Here is a 20,988-nt window from a genome sequence, read left to right as displayed (position 1 = left end):
ATGAACTTTCCTTTCGCCGACCGCCCCATCCGCCTCGCCATGCTCGGCATGGTCGAGGGCAATGGCCACCCCTTTTCCTGGTCGATGATCATCAACGGCCGCTACGACGCCGAAGCGCTCAAGACCTGCCCCTATCCGGCGATCATCAACTATATCGGCAAGCAGCCGCCCGAAACGCTGGGCATCCCCGGCGTCGAAGTCACCCACGTCTGGACCGACAATCCCGCCGAAGCTCCGCAGGTCGCGGCAGTGGCAAAGATCGCCAATGTCGTCACCCGCGCCGAAGACGTCATCGGCCATGTCGACGCGGTCATCGTCGCCACCGACAAGGGCTTTGAACACGTCGAGCGCGCTCGCCCCTTCGTCGAAGCCGGCCTTCCCGTCTTCATCGACAAGCCGCTCTGCGACAACCGCGCCGACCTCGAAACCTTTTCGAACTGGATCGCCGAGGGCAAGCCGATCATCTCGTCTTCGGGCATGCGCTTCGCCAAGGAATTCGCGCCCTATCACGGCGCCACCTACGAATTCGGCCCCCTGCGCACAGTCTTCGCCACCATGGCCAAGAAGTGGGAGACCTACGGCATCCACGCGCTGGAATCGATCTACCCGATTACCGGCCCCGGCTTCGTCTCTGTCCGCAATACCGGCACCTACGAGCGCAATGTCGTGCACCTGAAGCACTCCAAGGGCATAGACATCGTCATCACCGTCACCGCTGACCAGATCGGCGGCTCGGGCTTCATCACCCTCGCTGGCACCGAGGGCGGCGTGACCCTGCGCAGTCAGGACACCTACACCGCCTTCAAGGCGCAGCTCGAAAGCTATGTCGGGTTCCTGCGCACCGGCGTGCCACCCGTCCCCTTCGCCCAGACGCGCGAACTGATGCAACTGGTCATCGCCGGCATCGAAAGTCGCGAGGCCGGCGGCACTGAAATCCCGCTTTCCAGCTTCGGAGCCTGACCCATGGGCGTTCTCGACACTTTTTCATTGAAGGGCAAAGTTGCCCTCTGCACCGGCGGCGCGGGTCTCTATGGCCGCCAGATCGTCGCCGCCCTCGCCGGAGCCGGCGCCACGACCTATCTCGCCGCCCGCGACCAGACCAAGCTCGAAGCTGTCGCCGCCGAAGAACGCGCAGCCGGCAATGACGTCACCGCCCTCTCGCTTGATCTCAGCTCCGACGCTTCCATCGAAGCCCTGCACAAAACCATTTTCGAGCGCAGCGGCCGCTGCGACGTGTTGATCAACAATGCCGTCACCCGCTCGGCCACCGATGGGTGGGACCACGATCTCGAAGCCTATGACCGGAGCCTGCGCGTCAACGCCTCGGCGCTGTTCAAGATTACCTCGCTCTTCGGCAAGTCCATGGCGGCCCAAAAATCCGGCTCGATCATCAATATCGGCTCGATGATGGGCATGGTTGGGGTCGAAATGGGCAATTATGCCGGCACCGACATGAACCCCAATCCCTCGCCCATCTACTTCTACGAAAAGGGCGGCATGATCAATTTCACCCGCTGGGCCGCCAGCATTCTGGGCAAGGACAATGTCCGGGTGAACTGCCTCTCGCCCGGCGGGCTCTTTTCCAACCAGCCCGCGCCCTTCGTGCAGAACTATTCCGATCGCACCCAGCTCGGCCGCATGGCCAATGAGACCGATCTCATGGGCGTCATCGTCTTCCTCGCTTCCGATGCCTCCGCCTACATCACCGGCACCAATATCCCGGTCGATGGCGGCTACACCGCAAAGTAACAGCCATGACCGAAAAGCAGCTCTATTCCGCCACCCCCGCCACCCAGCACCGCATGCGCAAGAGCCGCGTCCTGCGCACCATCGCCGCCGGCGGCGTCGCCAAAGTGCTAAAGCTCAACACCTTTGACGCCAAGGTCGCCGAGATTTTTGCTCAGGCCCAACCCGACGCCCTCTGGCTCTGCCAGGAGCACACTTCGGCCAGCCTCGAAGCCATCGAAAACCAGATCCGCGCGGCCAAGATCTACGACGTCGACAGCCTCGTCCGCGTCGCCCGCGGCAGCTATTCCGACTATATCCGCCCGCTTGAAGCCGATGCCACCGGCCTCATCGTCCCCCATGTCATGGGCGCCGCCGATGCCCGCGCCGTGCGCGACATGACCAAGTTCGCCCCGCTCGGCCGCCGCGCCGTCGATGGTGGCAACAATGACGGCATGTTCACCCGCGTCGGCTTTCTCGACTACCTCGAAACCGCCAACAAGGAACGCTTCGTCTGCCACCAGATTGAAGACCCCGAGGCGCTCGACGAAATCGAAGCCATTGCCGAAATCGACGGCGTCGACGCCCTCTTCTTCGGCCCCGGCGACTATTCCGTCCGCCTCGGCATTCCCGGCCAGATTCAGGCGCCCGAGATCATCAAGGTGCGCGAGCGCGTCGCCGAAGTCGCCCGCAAACACGGCAAGATCGCGGCCACCGTCGCCGGCAAGGTCAATGTGAAGGACTATGTCTCGATGGGCTACAATCTGCTCAGCGTCGGCGCCGACGTGGTGGCCCTCGCCACCTATGCCGACGACATGCTTTCCGCATTCGACGCCATCTAGGACGGAAAGATGCACCTCGACGCGCTGCAGAAGACCCTGCTCGACGGCCGCACCAAGGGCATCCCGGCCACAGCCGAACCCTTTGCCCTGAAGGACATTGCCGGCAAGGGCTGGAACGTCCTCCGCGAAGACCTTCCCATGCCATTGATGCTGCTCAAACGCAGCGCGCTCGACCACAATGCCAGCGTCTTCGGGCAATACCTGACGAGCCACAACCTGTCCCTGGCGCCCCATGGCAAGACCACCATGAGCCCGCAAATCTTCTCCGAGCAATTGGCGGGCGGCGCCTGGGGCATGACGGCCGCCACCGTCAATCAGGTGCAGGTCATGCACCACTATGGCGTCAAGCGCGTCCTTCTCGCCAATCAGCTCATCGGCAAGGCGCACCTCGCCGGCATCGCCGCACTCATCGACGCCGATCCGGAATTCGAATTCTCCTGCTTCCTCGATTCCGCAGCCCAACTCGACAACATGCTCACGCATCTGCGTGATCTCGCGCCGACCCGACCGATAAAGGCACTGCTCGAAATCGGCGCCAAGGGCGGCCGCACCGGCCTCCGCACCGAGGCCGAAGCTCTCGCCCTCGCCGACAAACTGGCCAGCAGCGACCAGAACCTCGTACGCTTCGCCGGCATCGCCACCTTCGAAGGCGTTGTGCCCGGCATCGACAAGGACCCGATGCTCGTCGAACCCTTCGCCCAGAGCATCGTCGACATCGCCCGTGCCCTGCCCAAAAGCCTCTATGCCGGCCTCGACGAATTCATCCTCTCCGGCGGCGGCTCCTCCTATTTCGACATCGTCGCCGACCGTTTCTCGACCCTCGACCTGCCCCTGCCCGTCCGCGTGCTGCTGCGCTCGGGCTGCTACGTCACCAACGACTCCGGAGCCTACAAAAAGGCGCAGGACGAGGCCAAGGCCGATCCGCGCCGCTCGTGGAAATCCGATCTGCAGCCTGCGCTCGAGGCCTGGGCCTATGTCCAGTCCATGCCCGAACCAGGCCTCGCCTTTCTCTCCATGGGCAAGCGCGACGTGCCGTACGATTCTGGCCTGCCCGTCCCCTTCAAGCGCTACCGCCCCGGCATCGGCTTCCTGCCCATCGGCGAAGCCACGATCTTCGCCACCAACGACCAGCACGCCTATGTCCGCCTCGGCCCAGACACCGATTGGCAGGTGGGCGACCTCGTTGCCTCTGGCGTCTCCCACCCCTGCACCGCCTTCGACAAATGGCGGTTCCTCCCCATCGTCGACGACGACTACACCGTCATCGACGGCGTCCTGACCTTCTTCTGACCTGGGGGTACACCATGTCCAAGACCGTGCTTTTCGGCGGCCTCTATCACGAGACCCACACCTTCCTCGCCGACAAGACCGGCATGGCCCAGTTCGAAGATGGCGGCATCCGCATCGGCCAGGCGGCCGTGGACCAGAACCGCGGCAATGGCTCACCGAGCGCCGGCTTCATCGACTATGCCGAAAAGGCCGGCTGGCGCGTCCTCCCCACCATACAGATGGCGGCCCAACCGGCCGGCAAGGTGACCGACGACGTGGTCGATCTCTTTTTCGAGCACTTCCTCGCCGGTCTTGATCGCCACATCAATGAGATCGACGGCATCTTCCTCGTCCTCCACGGTGCTATGGTCAGCGAGGGCTCCGACGACGTCGAAGGCCTCGTCATCAAGACCATTCGCGACCGCCTGAAAGCCGCCGGCCGCAGCGATCTGCCGGTCGGTGCCGTCCTCGACCTCCACGGCAACATTTCGCAAGTCATGGTGGAAAACGCGACGGTCCTCCGCGCCTATCGCGAAAACCCGCACACCGACGCCTATGAATCCGCCGTGGCCGCTGCCGAACTGCTGGACCGCGCCTTCAGCGAGCCCAACATCCGGGCGCTTCACCGTTCGACCAAATACGTCATCTCGCCCGTCGGCGTCGGCTCCGCCAATGACCCGATGAAGAGCGTCCTCGCCGCCGCCCGCGCTATCGAGTCCAGCGATCCCGACATCCTCACCATCAACGTCATGGCCGGCTACGCCTATTCCGACATTCCCGATTGCGGCTTCAGCCTCAATCTCGTCACCAAGGGTCCGGTCGCCGCCGCCGAAAAACACCTCGACACCCTGGTCAGCGTCCTCGAAGCCAATATCGAAGCCGGCTATCCGCACGAAGACGATCTTGCCACCGCCCTCACCAAAGCCGACGCCCTGCCACCGGGCACAGGCCCGATCCTCCTCATCGAGCCCGCCGACAACATAGGCGGCGGCACGCCGGGCGATGCGACCGGCCTCCTCGGCCCCCTCCTCGAAACCGGCCGCAAGAACATCCTCGCCGCCCTCGCCGATCGAGAGGCGGTGGCCAACTGCTCTGCCGCCGGACAGGGCGCAGAAGTCTCGCTGCTGATCGGCGGCAAGACCGACGCCCATCACGGCGCGCCGATCCCCTTCACCGGCACCGTCGAGCACCTCAGCGACGGCGTCTTCCAGCTCGAAAACCCGAAATCGCACCTCGCCTCCATGGGCGGCACGACTATCCGCATGGGCCGCTGCGCCGTCATCGCCAACGACCAGGCCAAAATCCTGCTCTCCGAGCGCAAGACCGCGCCCATGGATCTCGGTCAATACCATTCGCAGGGTCTGCGCCCCGAAGACGCGACCTATGTCGTCATCAAGGCCGCCGTCTCCCATCGGGCCGCCTATGACTCGATCCAGCGCGCCAGTTTTTACGTCGACAGCCCCGGCCTCTGCACCAGCGACCTGCGCCGCCTGCCCTTCACCAAGCTTCAGGGCAAGGTCATTTCCCTAGGCTGACCATGCCAAGCTCTCAGCGAGATCAACGAGGTTTGCGGCGGAGCCCTCCGGGGCTCCGCCAATGCCATTCAGATCTTGCCTGCGGCCCGAAGATCGGCCTGCAACTTGGCCTGATAAGCCGCCCTCGCTTCCTCATCCACCTTGGCGCTTTCCCCAAAATAGACAAAGCCCAGCGCCCGCCGCGCCCGTGTGGGCGAGGTGTTCGGCCCGGCCCAGTGAATGGTCTTGGAGTGGTGCATCAGGAAGGTGCCAGCGTCGCCCGGAAAGGCCACCGTATTGGCCTTGTCGTCCGCAGTGCCGAAATCGGTAATGCCCTGCGAAAAACCAAGGATTTCCGATCGCCCATGCGGCCGATAGCCTTCGTTTTTATGGGACCCACGCACATAATGGATGCAGCCATTTTCCGGATCGACCCGCTCCAGCGCCAGCCATCCGGTAACGGCCGCAGGCGGATTGAAATGGAAATAATACCCGTCCTGATGCGGCGGCGTCGGCTTGCCGATGCCGGCAGGCTTGTTGAAATATTCAAGGTTCACCGCCCGCGCCTTCTCGCCCAGCATGCTCTCGGCCAGTTCGCGGATCGTGTCGGTCTCGAGCAGATCGCGAAAATACGCATCATAGTGCTGCATATTCTGCATCTGCTTGAGCGTAGCCTTGGCGCCCTTCTCTTCGTAGAACACTTCCGTGTCCTTCATCTCAGGCACGCAGCTTTCGACATAGCGGTCGAATTCGCGATTGATCTCCGCCATCTTGCTGGCGTCGAAAAGCGGCTTGATGGCGATAAAGCCATCCCGGTCGAAATCACTCTTGAGGCTGGTGAGCGGGTCCTGCATGGCCGCGGACATCGGCATTCTCCTTATTGGTTCCCTCTGCCACCATCTGAGACCAACCGCCGTCCATCGTCTGTTGAGCAGTACGGTAGCGAACTAGGAATTCCGATTGCGCCTGTCACACATCAGTGGCGGCACACCCCACTTCATGGTGCTGTGCCGACATGATCCAAAGCTTCGATCCCGATAGCATCATTCTGCGCGAGCACCGCCTCGGTCGCTTCGACCGACGCATGCCCATCGGCCCGGCGCAGTGGGACTTTCATGACCTGCTCTGGATCCACGAAGGCAGCGTCCGCCTCAGCGTCAATGGCGGCGACAGCATCACGCTCAGCGCCCCCAGCGGCATCCTGATCTTGCCCAACACCCCCTTCTCCGGCACCACCATCGGCGGCTTTGCCACCGCTTCGATCTGTCACTTCACTTTGGCCAGCGCGCAAACCAGCGGCCCCGGCTATCTCCTCCCCCGCCCCGGCGAAGCCATGCACGTCCAATCCATGCTGCGCCTGAGCCTTGATCTCGCCAACGCGACCACCGAACCGGACCTGCAACGCCGTCGCCGGCTCCTCCTCGCCATGCTCGACTGTTTCGATCACCCCACCGCCACCCACAGCGAGCCTGCACCCGGCGACGACGGCCTCGATATGGCTTGGGGCCAGGCCACAAAATCCCTCCATAAGATGCGCACCCTCAGCGACGTCGCCGCGGTGATGGGCGTCCATGAAAGCGCCCTGCGCGCGCGCCACCGCCGCCAATACCGCACCTCGGCCGGCAGCCATCTGCGCGAAATGCGCCTGCGCCGCGCCGAAGACCTGCTCTCGACCACCCGCTACACGCTCGGCGAAATCGCCCGCCTCGTCGGCTATGGCCACGCGGAAACCTTCATCGCCGCCTTTCACCGCAGCCGCGGCTGCACCCCCGGCGAATTCCGCCACCGCTCCAATCCCTTTGCCTGAGAGCCCCAATGCAGCTCCTTGAAACCGGCACTCTCTACGCCAATCCCGATCCGCTTCTCGTCAGCCGCCAGGCCGCCTTCCCCGGCCTTGCTCGCTTGCCCAATGGCGATATCGTCGCACTTTTCTCCATCGGCCAGGCCTTCGACGCCGCCGACATGCGCGCCTTTGTCAGCCGCAGCACCGACAACGGCTACACCTGGAGCCCCCCCGCGCCGCTCCACACCCAAACCTTCACCCCCGAGGAATCCGAGACTTTCAAGCCCGCCGCCCTCGCCGAGGGCACCCTGCTCGCCACGGGCTATGTCTTCCTCCGCCCCACCCCGCTCACACCCATCGTCGATCCCAAGACCAACGAACTCCTGCCCCTCCACAACAAGCTGTCCCGCTCCCACGACGGCGGCCACACCTGGACCGTGCCGGAGCGTTTCATCGTCGAAGATGCCGGCATCGAACTCTCCGGCCCCATCATCCAGCACGCTTCGGGCGAACTCCTCGGCTCAGGCGCCCCATTCCACCTCGGCCCCGACAATCACGAAGGCTGGCTGATTTCCAGCGTCGACAATGGAAAAACCTGGCAGAAGAAATCCATCTTCTTCCGCGCCGAACCCAGCACCATCGCCCCGTGGGAGAGCCGCCTGATCGACTTCGGCGGCGACCGCATCGGCGTCCTCTTCTGGGCCTTCGACATCGCCGCCGGCCGCAACCTGACCAATCGCCTCGCCCTCTCCGAGGATGGCGGCAAAACATTCCGCACCCTCGACACCGGCATCCACGCCCAGGCCTCCAACGGCCTCGCCCGCGGCGACAGCGAAATGCTCAGCATCCACGCCCACCGCGAATCCCCCGTCGGCCTCAATATCTATCGCTCCCGCCTCCACCACGATCGCCTGGAAGTGCTGGACACACTCGCCCTTTTCGCCGACGAGAGATTGGGGCAACGGACGGGGGAGGCCGATCCATTCGCCAGCCTGCGCTTCGGTCAGCCGAGCCTCCTGGCGCTGGGCCAAGGCGAATACCTCGCCTGCTGTTGGCAGGTGGAAAACAGCCAGCACGTCATCAAAACCTTCCGCATCCGGCTCTGAGGCCATTGTGTCGACGACACCAGAACTAACCGACTACGCCAAGCTAAGAAAAATGCCGTTCTACTACGGCTATTCGGTACTCACCGGCACCGCCGTGCTCTGCACTGTCGGCGCGCCGCTGGTGCTGTTTTCGGCAGAACTCGGCATCGACAAGGACCGCATCGGCCTCATCGGCGGCATCCTGCCCTTCTTCCAGGTTCTCGGCATTGCCGCACTACCGGTCATCCTGCACTTCGGCACCAAGCGCGTCGCCGCCCTCGCGCTCATCGCTCGCTACCTCTTCCTGCTGCCGCTTTTCATCGCGCCCCTCTTCATCGCGACGCCCAATGTCGCCTTCGCGCTCATATTCGGCGCCATCATCTGCTTCGCCATCTGCCGTACCCTCTCCGAAGCTGCCGTCGTCCCCTGGTCGCAGGAAATCATCCCCCGCCTCGTGCGCGGCCAGGTCAGCGGCAAGAACGCGCTGGCCTATCTACCCACCGCGCTGGTCGGCTCCTTCCTCATCCAGCTCTGGCTCGATGGACAAGACGGCATCGAGCGCTTCTACCCCGTCTTCGCCATCGGCATCGGCATTGGCATTGTCGGCGGCCTCTTCCTCTTCGGCCTCGGCGGCGGCGGCCCGCGCGCCTCCTCCCGCAGCAGCCTCGACGCCATCCGCCAGCTTCGCGTCCCCTTGCGCGACCGCAATTTCCTCGCCTTTCTCTATTCCTCCGGCAGCCAGTATCTCGTCTTCGCGGCGCTCAACATCTTCCTGCTGCTCTTCTTCCGCGAACGCCTGGGCATATCCAGCGGCCAAATCGTGCTCATGGCCGCGCTCATCCCGGTCGGCTCAGCCGCCGGCAGCTATGCCGCTGGCTGGTTCATCGACCGCCACGGCACCCGTGCCATCCGCATCACCCTGCAGACGCTGCAGGTCGTCATGCTCCTCGCCCTGCCCTTCCTCCATGACGGCATTCCCGGCGTCGAGCTGCTCGTCGGCCTCGTCTTCTTCCTCTTCGGTTTCCTGGTGCAGGGCGCCATGGTCGGCGGCAGCGTCTATATGCTCAACTATGTGCCGTCCACCGAGCGCGAGAGCTACATGGCCCTCGCCTATTCAAGTGACGGCATCTTTGGCGGCGGCCTCACGGTCCTCGCGGGCATCTTGGTCCAATATTTCGAGCACAACGGCACCAATCTCGGCTCCGCCCATATCGGCGGCTACGAGGTTCTCTTCCTCGTCACCGCCCTCGTCACCGCCAGCTCTGCCGCCGTCTTCGCCCTCCTCAAGGAAGAAGGCGCCACCGGCGTCCGCGATTTCCTTGGCCAGTTCTCCACCGGCAATCCCCTGCGCGCCCTCTGGGGCATCCAGCGTTTTTCTAGTTTCACATCGGAACAACGCCGCCGCGACCTCGCCTATAGCTTTGGCGGCACCGGCAGCACCCTCGCCAAGGACGAACTGATCTCCGCTCTGTCCGATCCCAGCTTCGACGTCCGCCACGAAGCCATACGCGCCCTCGGCCGCCTCCCGGCGACGCCCAAGGCCATCCACGCCCTCGAAGATATCCTCACCTATGACGGCCTGATCGAGCTGCAATATGCCGCGCTCGATTCCCTTGGCCAGCTTCAGTCCCGCTCCAGCGCCGCAAAAATCGCCCGCTTCCTCGACGACGGCAATCGCCTCCTGCGCTCGCGCGCCGCGCGGTCGCTCGGCGATATCCGCGCCGAGACTTACCTGCCTGCCATCAGGAAAATGCTCGCCGAAGACACCGACATCGACTGCCGCCTCGCCGCCGCGTCGGCTCTAGGAAAATTCGGCGATCGGCAAAGCGTCCCCGCCCTCGTCGCCATATATGTCGATCAGGCAGGCGACGAAAACCCGATCAGCGAACCGCGCAGCAAGGTCGTGCTGCTGGCCATTTCAAAAATCCTCGGCATCGAAGAACAATTCGCCCGCAACTGGCGCCGCGAACAACGCATGCCCGGCTACTGTCTGCCGGCCTTGCTGAGCCGATTGGCCAAGTCGCTCGACGCAAAGGACAAACGTACTGAGAGCGTGCGCGCCACCTTGCAGCAAGCCGCCGCGGGCCTCGGCACTGGCCCAACCGCGGAAAGCTTCGCCGCCCTCCGCGCCCTGCGTCCGCTCATTGCCGCCTCGCCCCATAGCGAAGCGCTACCAGTGGTGGAATTGATCGACGGAACCCGAGACATCACGGAGGCTCACCCGGCCCTGATGGTCCTTCTCGCCGTCGCCGCCCGCCACGTCCTCCGGCCGCCGAAGGACTAGGTGGCAGCCTTCTTGCCCGGCCATCCCATCAGCAACTGCACCGATTTCTCCGCCTCTTTCGCCTTCTCCGCATCTTTGAAGATGCGCATGACGCAACGCGGCTCGGTGCGGCTGATGACGTCGTAGACGAGGTGATAGCCGGTCTTGTCCATGATCGGCCCGATCCAACCGGCGCAATGGTCGCAATAGCGCGTCATTGGCGCCGCATCATTGTCCATCACCTTGGCAAGGCTCGGGCAGCCATGCATGTGCAGTTCGAGATGCTCGTCATCGACCATCAGGTCGAGCTCGCAATTTTCCTCTTCCTCGATCACCGACCAATATTCGTACATGCCCTGCAGGCCCTTGGTCTTGATCAGGTCCAGAATATGCTTTTCCTGGTTCTTGCTGATTTCGAGCCAGTAGAGGTCGAGGTCCTCCTGCCCCTTGCTCTCGAGGAACTTGAACACCTCGTTATAGAACCGGGTGAAATGGTCGCTGGGGATCATGCGCGCCTCCGGATGATCTGCCGGCAAGCGCCGGGCCCGGTAATTTCCGTATCGATCCGATAGGGCGTCCCCTCGGCAATCGCTTCATTCACCTTGGTCGTCTGGTCGCAGAAATGCGCCGAAACCGACGGAGAAATTTTGGCAACGTGATGATAGGCCGTGCAGCGCCGCACGGTGAGAACGATCTCGTCCTCACTCACCGCAATGTCATAGTCGGCATCCTCGCGGGTGAAGAAGTGCCGCCAATGCCGCACCATCTCCTCCGGATGGCCATCCAGCATATGCCGCCTCAGGTCGACATAAACATCCTTGCCCACCTTGGCGAAAATCTCGTGCAACACCTCGACGCCATAGCGCTCGACGATGAAGTCGATGGTCGTGTTCACCGCACCGTGAAAATCGAGGTGAACATTACCCTCTTCCTGATAGCGCAGCGGTGTCTCAGGCAGCTTTTGCATGGTCGCGCCTAAAGTAGGATTTGCCACCGACAATGGTCTCCTCAACCGAGAGATCAGCCGCATCGAGCAGCACGAAGTCAGCCAACTTCCCCGCCTCGATGCTCCCGAGGTCCGCCTCCCGCCCGACAACCCGCGCCGGCACCAGGCTCGCCGCATGTGCCGCCTGCACCAGATCCGCGCCCGCCATCGACACATAGTTTCGCATGGCCTCGTCCGAGGTCAAAGACGAACCGCAAAGCCCGCCATTGCGATCCCGCACCGCCTTGCCCGGCGCACTGGTCACGAAATAGCCGGGATAGAATTCGAACTCCGTCCCCGGCAGGCCCGCATATTTCATCGAATCCGTTTCGAGAAACACCCGATCCGCCGGCAATTGCGCCAGAATGCGCAGCAGCTTTGGATGCGCATGAATGCCATCGGCCACGACGCCCAGCGCCAGATGCCGCTCCGCCAGCAGCGCATCGGGCAGCGAAAACACATGCACCCCCGAATTGTCCGGCGGAATGGTCCGCATCACGTCATACATATGCGTCACCGCATCGATCCCCCAGCCAACATAGCGCGAGACATCGTCCGGCGCCGCCTGGCTATGCCCGAAATGGATCGAAACATCAGCCGCCTTCATCGCGCGGATAAACTGCTCCGCACCCGGCAGTTCCGGCGCGATTGTCACCGCCGCCAATCGCCCCTGCGCCCTTTCAAGCATCATCGCCGCCAACTCAGCCGACGGCAGTTGCAGGTTTTCCGGATTATGCGCCCCCGGTGAATTGAAACACGGCCCCTCGCTGTGAATACCCAGGGCCCGCGCCCCTTCGGCGCGTCCGCAAGCCTCGGCCAGCCGCGACAATACAGACCCAAACTCGGTGGGTGGCTGGCAGCCGATAGACGGTAAAAACGCCGTCACCCCACGCGCCGGCAACTTGGCGGCAGAGTCCGCCACCCCGTTCGGCGTCGCATCGGAATAGAGGTTGATATCGAACCCGTGCTGCAAAAGGTCGATCATGCCGGGAAACAGCAGTTTCCCGCTGGCATCCAGCACCCGCCAATCGGTCCCGACCGCCGTTTCCGGTGCAACAATGCCCAGAATCCGGCCATCTTCCACCAGCAGGTCATGACGCAGAACTCCCGTGGGCGCCACCACCAGACCGCCTGCCCACTTCTGCTTGACACCCATTGGGGAACCTCTATTAGCATGTTATTATGCTAATGAGTTAACTCACTTCGTTTCGGGTGTAAATATGGATCGCCGCACCGTCTGCATTACCGGCTCCACGCAGGGCATAGGCTACGGAATTGCCAAGGCTTTTGCCCATCGCGGCCATCGCGTGATCCTCAATTCTCACATCCGCGACGACCGGGCGGAAGAGGCCCTTGGCGAACTTTCTGCCCTTACCGAAGTGCGTTTCGTACAAACCGATCTCTCAAAGCCCGGCGGCGCAGAACAGCTCATCGAAGCAGCCCACGCGCAGTGGGGAGCGCTCGATACGCTCGTCAACAATGCCGGCACCTTCCTCGATGCCCCCTTCGGCCAGCTTACCGAGGATATTTTCGACCGCACCTTCGCCCTCAATGTGCGCGCCTACCTCTTCGCGAGCCAAGCCTTCGCCAACCGCGTCAAACCCGACCAGACCGGCGCCAGCATCATCTGCGTCGGCTCCACCAATTCCATGGCCGCCGAACGCGATAGCGTCGCCTACGACACGTCCAAGGGCGCCGTGCTCATGCTGGTCAAATCTCTCGCAGTGACCCTCGCCAGCCGCGGCATCCGCGTAAACGGTCTCGGCCCCGGCCTCGTCCGCACCCCACTTACTGCCGCCGCCCTGGCCTCCGAAGACCTGAGAAAATCCCTGGCTCGACAGATTCCACTCGGCCGTATCGCCGAACCCGAAGATATCGGTGGAGCCGCGGTCTTTCTTGCTTCCGATGAGGCGCGTTATATTACAGGACAGATGTTGTTCATCGATGGCGGGATTCTTGCCAACCAACTGTCCTGGGGTGTCGAACCGTGAATGTTGAACTGACACCGCGCCATCTGCAATTGCGGGACCTCTTGTTCCGCCGCTGGAAAACGGCCGGTCTCAAGGCCGGGGACAAAATCGAGTCGCAGAACGAGATCACCAAATTCTGCGATTTCTCGCTGATCACAGTCATAAAAACCCTCAAGGACCTCGAAGCCGAAGGCGTCATCCGCCGCCAGGTCGGCCGCGGCTCCTTCCTCGAAAAGGCGCCATGGGCCGAAGCCCATCACCGCGTCGGTTTCTTCTACAACCGCAACATCGTCGGCGGCGGCATCTTCAACAACGAGTTCTATACCCGCCTCGTCATCGCGCTTGAGCGCGGCATTGTTTCGGATGGCCATGAATTCGTCATGGGCAGTTTTACCCACGACAAGATGCCCGTCACCTTCTGGGACCGGCTCGACATGGTCGTCCTTGCCGGTATCACCGACGAAACCGACATTTCCGCGCTGAGCCAAACCACCAGCCAGGTCAGCGTGCTCGACGCCGCCATCGACCTTCCCGGCATCCACAGCTACAGCCTCGACTATGGCCCGGCCTTCGAGGAAATGTTCGAGCGCCTCGGCACCAAGCCCAATCGCGTGCTCTATCTCGACACGGTCCACATCTCGTCCGAACAGGCCTCGCGCCTCGAAAAGTTCAAATCCGCCTGCGCCGCCAGCGACGCTGTACAAATCCTGCGCATCGCCGAGGTCAATCAGGAAGACCACACGGCCGACATCAAGCCGCTCGAAGAAACCATCGCCGAATTCCAGCCCGATCTCATCTGCGGCTACATGCACCACCGCTGGCATGCCCGCATGGCCGAGGCCCTCGCCAAGCCGGTGCGCATCTATCCCTATGGCCTCGATTCCAACCGCCCCGGCTTCGTCGTCGAAAGCGGCGCCTGGCTCAAGACCGTGCTGCCGACCATTTATGAAAACCTCGACGACCGGCGCGGCGAAGGCGGCGTCCACACCTTCCCGGCCCATTTCGTTTACTGATCAGGACTTTTATTCATGCTCAAGCTCGTCGATAGCGGCGCCCGCTCGCACCTGCCTTTCAGCCCGGCCTTCATCGCCGGCGACCTGATGTTCGTCTCCGGCCAGGCCTCGGTCGATAGCGCCAGCGGTGCCATCATCACCGATACGTTTGAGGGCGAAATGCGCCGCTCGATCGAAAACCTGCGCGCCATCCTGGTAGCGGGCGGCCTCAGCCTCGACCATGTCGTCAACGTCAAATCTTACGTCGCCGACGAAGCCGATCTCGCCCTCTACAACCAGATCTATCCCGAATATTTCAGCGAACCCCGCCCCAGCCGCAGCACCATCGTCGGGGTCCTCGGCACCAAGCTCAAGTTCGAGCTCGACTGCGTCGCCTATGCCAAGGCCACTCGCCAGCAGGCCGAGCGCATCGGTTGACCCATTAGCCTAGGATTGTAGGCGCGACCGGCGGCAGCGCCTCTGTAATCCGGCGCGCCGCATCCTGCAGTGCCTCGGCGGCGCGATCAGCCAGCACGTGCATGCGGTTCTCCGGCGCCGACAGGCTCATGGCGGCTATCGGAAAACCGTGCCCATCGAGGATCGGCACACCGATGCAGGTAACGCCGTCCTCGTTCTCGCCCGTTTCCATGGCAAAGCCGCGCCGACGCGTCTCCACAACCTGCCGACGAAACGTACGCGGATCAGTCAGCGTGCGAAACGTACGCTGCTCGAACTCTGGACGGATGAGGCGTTCGACGGTTTCGTCCGGCAGAAAAGCCGCAATGGCCTTGCCGAGAGACGTCGAATGAACGGGATGGCGATGGCCAATCCGCGCCTGGAACCTTTGCGATCGCGTCGCCTCGCGAATGTCGACATAGACAACTTCATCTTCGGCGAGCACGCCAAGGTTCACCGTCTGGCGAAAGCCGTCGACCAGTTGATCGAGCTCGGCTTCGGCCGAACTCCGGATGCTGTGATGCACGGCATCCTTCTGCGCTAGCGCGCGAAACCGCTCGCCGACCCCGTAGCGGTCCCGCTCGATGTCATGCGCAAAAAAGCCCGAAGCCGATAGCGTCTGCAGATATCGGAACACCGTGGTCTTTGGCAGCGAGAGGGCCTGCGCCACCTCGGCCAGCGTCACGGCATGCGGCTGGCTCGCGACATAGGCAAAAACCTGCATCGCCTTTGCCACCGGCAAAACCGAATACTGGTCTGAACCCTTCGCCATCGCCAACCTCACTCTCTCCGTCGCGATTGGAGATCATGCCAACCATCGTGTCAACTCGACGACCCCCGTGAAATCGCAAACTATTCCATCCCACGAAACGGCGCGACGTTTACCGCGACCGCGCCCTGGTGTGTCCTGCGCCCGGAAAATTCGAGGAGCAGCAAATGCTGAAGTTTGACGAGTCCGCACGCATCGTCGCGTCCGAGTCCCGTTTCGTGGCCGGCGGCGTGAACAGCAATTTCCGCCTGGGCATGGGCCACGGCCCGCTGGTGTTTACCCATGGCGAAGGCGCCTACCTCTACGACGTCGATGGCAACAAGATCATCGACTATTATTGCGGTATGGGCGCCATGGTCCTCGGCCATAGCCCCAAAGGTGTGCAGGCAGCCGTCAAACAGCAGGTCGACAAGGGCATTCTCTTTGCCGGCCAGTCGCCCATCGAATACGAAGCTGCCCGCATCATCTGCGAGCGCATCCCCAGCGCCGAGCGCCTGCGCTTCGGCTCCTCCGGCTCCGAAGTCGCCCAAGCCGCCATGCGCCTCACCCGCGCCGCCACCGGTCGCCGCACCATCGTGAAATTCGAAGGCCACTATCACGGCTGGTTCGACAATATCCTCTGGTCCACGGCTCCCTCGCTCGCCGATGCGGGCCCCGCCGAAGACCCCAATCTCGTCCAGGGCAGCAAGGGCCAGAGCCCGGCCGATGCCGATGGCCTCGACGTGCTGCAGTGGAACGATCTCGCCGCCGTCGAAGCGCGCCTCTCGCGCGGCGACGTCGCCGCAGTCCTCATGGAAGCCGCCATGTGCAACCAGGGCGCCATTTCGCCCATGCCCGGCTATCTCGAAGGCGTGCAGGCCGCCTGCCGCAAATACGGCACCATCCTGATCTTCGACGAAGTCATCACCGGCTTCCGTCTCGGCCAGAAGGGCGCCCAGGGCCGCTTCAACGTCACGCCCGATCTCTCGATCTTCGCCAAGGCCATCGCCAACGGCTTTCCGGTTGCCGCCATCGTCGGCCGCGCCGACTTGATGGATATGTTCGCGACCGGCGGCGTCCTCCACGGCGGCACCTTCAATTCCCAGCCTGTCCCCATGGCCGCCATGGTCGCCACCCAGCAGGCCCTCACCCCCGAGCACTACGAAAAGACCTCGGTCTATGGCACGCGCCTCCGCGAAGGCATCCGCTCGATCTTTGCCGAAACCGGCATCAAGGCCCAGGTCACTGGCTACGAACTGATGTTCCACATCGGCTTCGGCCTCGACGCCCCCGCCCGCAACTATCGCGACCTCGCCCGCGCCGACAAAGCCGGCTATGCCCGCTTCGCCCAGGCCCTCCTCCGCCAGGGCGTGCGCGTCCTCGAACGCGGCGCCTGGTTCGTCTCGTCCGAACACAATGACGAGGTCGTCGACAAAACCCTCGAAGCTGTCCGCACCGCCGCCCGCGAAGTCGCCCCGACCCTGCCAAGCTGAGCGACAATGGCAAGCCGGCGCGATGCACCCGCGCCGGCCCCTCGCCGTTGATCCCGTCACCCATCCGCTGTTAGGAGTGCCCCACTTCTTTTGCGGATTGCCCAATGACCAGCACAAGCCTTCGCGCCGAGATCGAGAGTTTTCCGATCGCCGGCCGCTTCACCATTTCCCGCGGCAGCAAGACCGAAGCCCGCGTCATCCGCGTGGAACTGGAACAGGACGGCGTCACCGGTCAGGGCGAATGCGTCCCCTATGCGCGCTATGGCGAAACGCTCGACGCGACCCTCGAAACCATTCTGAGTCTGGCCCCGCAACTCGCCGCAGGCCTCGACCGCACGGGCCTCCAGTCAGTCCTTCCCCCCGGCGCCGCCCGCAACGCCATCGACTGCGCTTTCTGGGATCTTGAAGCAAAGCGCGCCGGCACCGACGTCGCCAAACTCGCAGGCATCCAGCCCCCCACGCGTATCGAAACCGCCTACACCATCAGCCTCGATACGCCCGAAGCCATGGCCGAAGCCGCCGCGCGCCGCGCCCACATGCCGCTGCTAAAGCTGAAACTCGGCGCTCCCGGCGATGCCGATCGCATCGCCGCCATCCGTACCGCCGTGCCCAACACCCGTCTCGTGGTCGACGCCAACGAAGGTTGGCAGGCAGACGAGCTTGAAACCCTGCTCCGCGCATCCCGCGACGCCGGCATTGAACTCGTCGAACAGCCCCTCCCCGCCGGCAATGACGCCCTTCTCGCCGAGATCGAGCACACCGTCCCCATTTGCGCCGACGAAAGCGCCCACGCCCTTGCCGGCCTCGACCAACTGGTCGGCCGCTACGACGCCATCAACCTAAAACTCGACAAGACCGGCGGCCTCACCGAAGCCCTCGCCGTGGCGCAGCACGCCAAGGAGCTGAACCTCGCCATCATGGTCGGCTGCATGGTCAGCACCTCGCTCTCCATGGCCCCGGCCTCCCTCCTCGCCCCCTTCGCCCGCTGGGTCGACCTCGACGGCCCGCTGCTGCTGGCCGCCGACCGCCCAGGTGGCCTCGCCTATACCGACGGCGCCATCGACCCAAGCGTCAGCAGGCTCTGGGGCCGCTACTCCTAGAGGCAGTCCAACCAGTCAAAGCCCCCACCCGCTCGGCTATCACCCCGGCGAAGGCCGGGGCCCATCTTGAGATCTCAGGTTGGATCCCGGCTCAAGGCCGGGATGACAGCCAGTGCGCACGGAAGCATGCGACCCTACCGCGGATGCGTAACATCCCGCGTCCGCTGCAGCGCATCAACCGTCTGCTCGTAACGCTGATTGGCCACGCCCAAAAACAAACAATCCACAATAGCCAGCTGCGCGATGCGGCTGACCATGGCCCCCGCCCGCAACCGGCTCTCCCGCGCCCGGCTGACCAGGCACTCCTCTGCCGCACGCGCCAGCGGTGAATCCGGCGATCCCGTCAACGCAATGGTCAGCGCCCCCGCCTGCCGCGCAATCTCGATGTAACGGACCGTATCAGCCGTCTCCCCGGAGTGCGAAAACCCAAAAGCCACCGTCCCCGGCGGCGACAGCAATGCCGCCGTCCAGGCCTCATGCGGATCAGCCAGCAAAAACGCATTGCGCCCGATCCGAAACAGCTTGTGATGCAGATCCTGCGCCACGAACTGGCTGGCCCCGATGCCGAACAGCAAAATCCTCTGCGCCTTGTCGAGCGCCGCGACCACCCGCTCCAGTGCTTCATAATCGAGCCCCGAAACCGTCTCGTCGATGGCCAGCATTTCAAGCGAGGCGACTTTTGACGCCATCTCGCGCAGCGTGTCCGACTTGGCGATCTCCGCCCCAAGGATCAGGTTCGACCCATACTGCGCCGTCTCCTTGCCCAGTTCCGTCGCCAGCGACATGCGCAATTGCGCATAGCCCGAAAGCCCCAGCATCTGGCAAAAGCGCACCACCGAAGCCACCGATGTCTGGCAGGTTTCAGCCAGCTCATAGATCGTCTTGTCGAGCACCAGGCTCGGCGTATCGCTGATGACACTGGCCACCCGCTGCATGGCCGGCGTGAATTTTGCCGACGAAGCTTCAATGCTCGACTGAATTCCCAAAATCACGCTCCCTCATGCTCGCCACGCGGCAATCACCCTACCTCGAACCAGCCCGAAACTGAAACAATATTTCACAAAAATGCAATTTTCTGAAACTCGTTGACACAGGCTGGCGCGACTTCATAGGCTTGTCACGAACCATTGCCGCCGACAGGGCAACCCTTCGGGTTGGAGCAGCAGTGCACTTCAGGAGATTGGCCTTTTCTGCAAAGGCCGACAGCAAGGAGGGAATAAGATGAACTGGACTAATACTCGCAAGCTCGTGACCGGGCTCGCCATTGCCACGGCGCTGTCCACGGTTGCCTTTGCGCTGCCGGCGGAAGCCGCGACGCTGCGCATGGCCTGGAGCCAGGACGCAACGGGTCTCGACCCGCACACGCAGCCGGCCTTCCCGTCCATTCGCCTGCTCGAACTGATCTATGAGCCGCTGGTGCGCCTTGACCCCGAGCTCAACGTCATTCCGGCAATCGCTGCCAGCTGGGAATTTGCGCCCGACGCCAAGACGCTGACCTTCAAGCTCGACCCCAACGCCAAGTTCACCAACGGCACCCAGGTCACCCCCGCCGACGTAAAGGCTTCGTTCGAGCGTATTCTCAATGAAGAAACCGCCGCCGTGGCGCGCTCGAACTTCCTCTCGATCGACACGATCGAGACCCCCGACGCCGAAACCGTCGTGTTCAATCTCAAGACAGCCGACGTGCCGATTCTTGTCGCCATGGCGACTATCAATGCCGCCATCGTTCCGGCCAGCGAAATCGAAGCCGGCAAGATCGGCACCGAAACCGTCGGCTCCGGCCCCTTCAAGCTCGATAGCTGGGAACCCAATTCCCGCGAAGTCCTGAGCGCCAACCCCGATTGGGCCGGCGGCGATATTGCTATCGACGGCATCACCATTTCGGTCCTGCCCGACGAAACCGCGATCCTCGCCTCGCTCCGCGCCGGCCAGACCGATTTCGCCCTGCTCAACGATCCGCTCGTTGCCACCATGGTACCCAACGAAGCCAATCTGCAGCTCAACCGCGTTCCCGGCCTTGCCTATAACGTGCTCCAGCTCAATCCTTCGCGTCCGCCCATGGACAACCTGAAGGTTCGTCAGGCCATGTCCTGCGCCATCAACCGCCAGGAAATCGTCGACGCAGCCCTCGCCGGCGAAGGCCAGGTGACCGGCCCCCTGACCATGCCCGCCTTCGCCCAGGATCCGAATTCGCTCTTCTGCTATGAGCAGGACCTCGAAAAGGCCAAGCAGCTCATGGCTGAATCGGGCGTTTCCGGCTTCACCGCCAAGGTCATCGCCGCCACCGGCGAGCCCCCGGTTGCCGCCTCCGAAGCTCAGGTGCTTCAGGCTCAGCTGGCCGAAATCGGCATCAATCTCGAGATCGAGATGATGGAACTCAACGTCTATGTCGACACCTGGCTCGCCGGCAATTTCGACATGGCCGTGGCCCAGAATGGCGGCCGGCCGGACCCGTTCCCGATGTACAACCGCTACTTCACCAAGGACGGCAACCTCCTGAAGGTTTCCAACTTCGTGGACGACACGCTCGACACCCTGATGCGTGAAGGCCAGGCCGAAACCGATCCGGCCAAGCGCGTCGAAATCTTCCACAAGTTCGAAAACCACCTCGTCGAACAGTCCCCGTGGCTGTGGCTCTCGACCGGCTATGGCTACACCGCTCAGCTCAAGACGGTTTCGGGCTTCGTCCCCTCGCCGACCGGCACGCTGTTCGGTCTCACCGAAGTTTCAATCCAGTAATTTTCAATTAAGTTCGGGGCTGGC

At 63.2% G+C, this 20,988-nt stretch carries 20 protein-coding genes; 14 read left to right on the top strand and 6 right to left on the bottom strand.

What is annotated here, in order from left to right; all coding sequences use genetic code 11:
* Genes ACSQ2A_RS10315 through ACSQ2A_RS10295 form a run of 5 tightly spaced genes read left to right on the top strand, consistent with a single transcriptional unit; the run spans window position 1 to window position 5,371 of the window.
* Window positions 1-960 (top strand): Gfo/Idh/MocA family oxidoreductase, encoded by a 960-nt coding sequence (locus ACSQ2A_RS10315; RefSeq protein WP_436072153.1) that lies wholly within the window; start codon window positions 1-3, stop codon window positions 958-960.
* A gap of 3 nt (window positions 961-963) precedes the next feature.
* On the top strand, window positions 964-1,749 hold the full coding sequence (locus ACSQ2A_RS10310; RefSeq protein ID WP_436072152.1) for an SDR family oxidoreductase: 786 nt from the start codon (window positions 964-966) through the stop codon (window positions 1,747-1,749).
* A 5-nt stretch (window positions 1,750-1,754) separates the two neighbouring features.
* The gene (locus tag ACSQ2A_RS10305; RefSeq protein ID WP_436072151.1) at window positions 1,755-2,567 is read left to right on the top strand and encodes an HpcH/HpaI aldolase family protein; all 813 of its coding nucleotides are present in this window, start codon (window positions 1,755-1,757) and stop codon (window positions 2,565-2,567) included.
* 9 nt (window positions 2,568-2,576) lie between these two features.
* Window positions 2,577-3,857 (top strand): amino acid deaminase, encoded by a 1,281-nt coding sequence (locus tag ACSQ2A_RS10300; protein ID WP_436072150.1) that lies wholly within the window; start codon window positions 2,577-2,579, stop codon window positions 3,855-3,857.
* A 14-nt stretch (window positions 3,858-3,871) separates the two neighbouring features.
* Window positions 3,872-5,371 (top strand): M81 family metallopeptidase, encoded by a 1,500-nt coding sequence (locus ACSQ2A_RS10295; protein ID WP_436072149.1) that lies wholly within the window; start codon window positions 3,872-3,874, stop codon window positions 5,369-5,371.
* 68 nt (window positions 5,372-5,439) lie between these two features.
* On the opposite strand, the gene ACSQ2A_RS10290 is transcribed toward ACSQ2A_RS10295, so the two are convergent.
* Window positions 5,440-6,216 carry a phytanoyl-CoA dioxygenase family protein gene (locus ACSQ2A_RS10290; protein WP_436072148.1) on the bottom strand — a complete coding sequence of 259 codons (777 nt, stop codon included), beginning with the start codon at window positions 6,214-6,216 and terminating at the stop codon, window positions 5,440-5,442.
* Window positions 6,217-6,365: 149 nt separating this feature from the next.
* Between ACSQ2A_RS10290 and ACSQ2A_RS10285 the strand changes: the two genes are divergently transcribed.
* The 3 genes from ACSQ2A_RS10285 to ACSQ2A_RS10275 are packed head-to-tail and all read left to right on the top strand — an operon-like array spanning window position 6,366 to window position 10,502.
* A complete protein-coding gene (locus tag ACSQ2A_RS10285) occupies window positions 6,366-7,157 on the top strand; it encodes a helix-turn-helix transcriptional regulator (protein WP_436072147.1) in 792 nt (263 codons plus the stop codon).
* 8 nt (window positions 7,158-7,165) lie between these two features.
* Window positions 7,166-8,239, top strand: coding sequence for a sialidase family protein (locus ACSQ2A_RS10280; RefSeq protein ID WP_436072146.1), 1,074 nt, complete (start codon window positions 7,166-7,168; stop codon window positions 8,237-8,239).
* A 7-nt stretch (window positions 8,240-8,246) separates the two neighbouring features.
* Window positions 8,247-10,502 (top strand): MFS transporter, encoded by a 2,256-nt coding sequence (locus ACSQ2A_RS10275; protein ID WP_436072145.1) that lies wholly within the window; start codon window positions 8,247-8,249, stop codon window positions 10,500-10,502.
* On the opposite strand, the gene ACSQ2A_RS10270 is transcribed toward ACSQ2A_RS10275, so the two are convergent.
* The 3 genes from ACSQ2A_RS10270 to ACSQ2A_RS10260 are packed head-to-tail and all read right to left on the bottom strand — an operon-like array spanning window position 10,499 to window position 12,622.
* Window positions 10,499-10,990, bottom strand: a complete 492-nt coding sequence (locus ACSQ2A_RS10270; protein ID WP_436072144.1) for a hypothetical protein — start codon at window positions 10,988-10,990, stop codon at window positions 10,499-10,501. The genes ACSQ2A_RS10275 and ACSQ2A_RS10270 overlap by 4 nt on opposite strands.
* On the bottom strand, window positions 10,987-11,448 hold the full coding sequence (locus tag ACSQ2A_RS10265; RefSeq protein WP_436072143.1) for a hypothetical protein: 462 nt from the start codon (window positions 11,446-11,448) through the stop codon (window positions 10,987-10,989). Before ACSQ2A_RS10265 ends, ACSQ2A_RS10270 begins: the two co-directional genes overlap by 4 nt.
* Window positions 11,432-12,622: an N-acetylglucosamine-6-phosphate deacetylase gene (locus ACSQ2A_RS10260; RefSeq protein WP_436072142.1), complete on the bottom strand. Its 1,191-nt coding sequence runs from the start codon at window positions 12,620-12,622 to the stop codon at window positions 11,432-11,434. Before ACSQ2A_RS10260 ends, ACSQ2A_RS10265 begins: the two co-directional genes overlap by 17 nt.
* A 64-nt stretch (window positions 12,623-12,686) precedes the next feature.
* Between ACSQ2A_RS10260 and ACSQ2A_RS10255 the strand changes: the two genes are divergently transcribed.
* The 3 genes from ACSQ2A_RS10255 to ACSQ2A_RS10245 are packed head-to-tail and all read left to right on the top strand — an operon-like array spanning window position 12,687 to window position 14,866.
* Window positions 12,687-13,457, top strand: coding sequence for an SDR family NAD(P)-dependent oxidoreductase (locus ACSQ2A_RS10255; RefSeq protein WP_436072141.1), 771 nt, complete (start codon window positions 12,687-12,689; stop codon window positions 13,455-13,457).
* Window positions 13,454-14,449, top strand: a complete 996-nt coding sequence (locus ACSQ2A_RS10250) for a hypothetical protein (protein ID WP_436072140.1) — start codon at window positions 13,454-13,456, stop codon at window positions 14,447-14,449. Before ACSQ2A_RS10255 ends, ACSQ2A_RS10250 begins: the two co-directional genes overlap by 4 nt.
* A 15-nt stretch (window positions 14,450-14,464) precedes the next feature.
* Entirely contained in the window at window positions 14,465-14,866 is a 402-nt protein-coding gene (locus ACSQ2A_RS10245) for a RidA family protein (protein WP_295415237.1), read from the top strand.
* Between the two features lie 4 nt (window positions 14,867-14,870).
* Here the strand turns inward: ACSQ2A_RS10245 and ACSQ2A_RS10240 are convergent, their stop codons facing one another.
* The gene (locus tag ACSQ2A_RS10240) at window positions 14,871-15,656 is read right to left on the bottom strand and encodes an IclR family transcriptional regulator (RefSeq protein ID WP_436072139.1); all 786 of its coding nucleotides are present in this window, start codon (window positions 15,654-15,656) and stop codon (window positions 14,871-14,873) included.
* 164 nt (window positions 15,657-15,820) lie between these two features.
* On the opposite strand from ACSQ2A_RS10240, the gene ACSQ2A_RS10235 reads away from it, so the two are divergent.
* Window positions 15,821-17,125 carry an aspartate aminotransferase family protein gene (locus ACSQ2A_RS10235; protein WP_436072138.1) on the top strand — a complete coding sequence of 435 codons (1,305 nt, stop codon included), beginning with the start codon at window positions 15,821-15,823 and terminating at the stop codon, window positions 17,123-17,125.
* A 104-nt stretch (window positions 17,126-17,229) separates the two neighbouring features.
* The gene (gene dgcA, locus ACSQ2A_RS10230; RefSeq protein WP_436072137.1) at window positions 17,230-18,225 is read left to right on the top strand and encodes an N-acetyl-D-Glu racemase DgcA; all 996 of its coding nucleotides are present in this window, start codon (window positions 17,230-17,232) and stop codon (window positions 18,223-18,225) included.
* Between the two features lie 134 nt (window positions 18,226-18,359).
* On the opposite strand, the gene ACSQ2A_RS10225 is transcribed toward dgcA, so the two are convergent.
* Window positions 18,360-19,217 carry a MurR/RpiR family transcriptional regulator gene (locus ACSQ2A_RS10225; RefSeq protein WP_295415241.1) on the bottom strand — a complete coding sequence of 286 codons (858 nt, stop codon included), beginning with the start codon at window positions 19,215-19,217 and terminating at the stop codon, window positions 18,360-18,362.
* Between the two features lie 229 nt (window positions 19,218-19,446).
* Here ACSQ2A_RS10225 and ACSQ2A_RS10220 point away from each other — a divergent pair, with 229 nt between their 5' ends.
* On the top strand, window positions 19,447-20,964 hold the full coding sequence (locus ACSQ2A_RS10220) for an ABC transporter substrate-binding protein (protein WP_436072136.1): 1,518 nt from the start codon (window positions 19,447-19,449) through the stop codon (window positions 20,962-20,964).
* Window positions 20,965-20,988: the final 24 nt, after the last annotated feature.

The organism is Devosia sp. LjRoot3 (assembly GCF_964252865.1).
Classification (GTDB): Bacteria; Pseudomonadota; Alphaproteobacteria; order Rhizobiales; family Devosiaceae; genus Devosia.
Note: the sequence above shows the minus strand (reverse complement) of the source record. Positions and strands in the feature narration are given on the sequence as shown.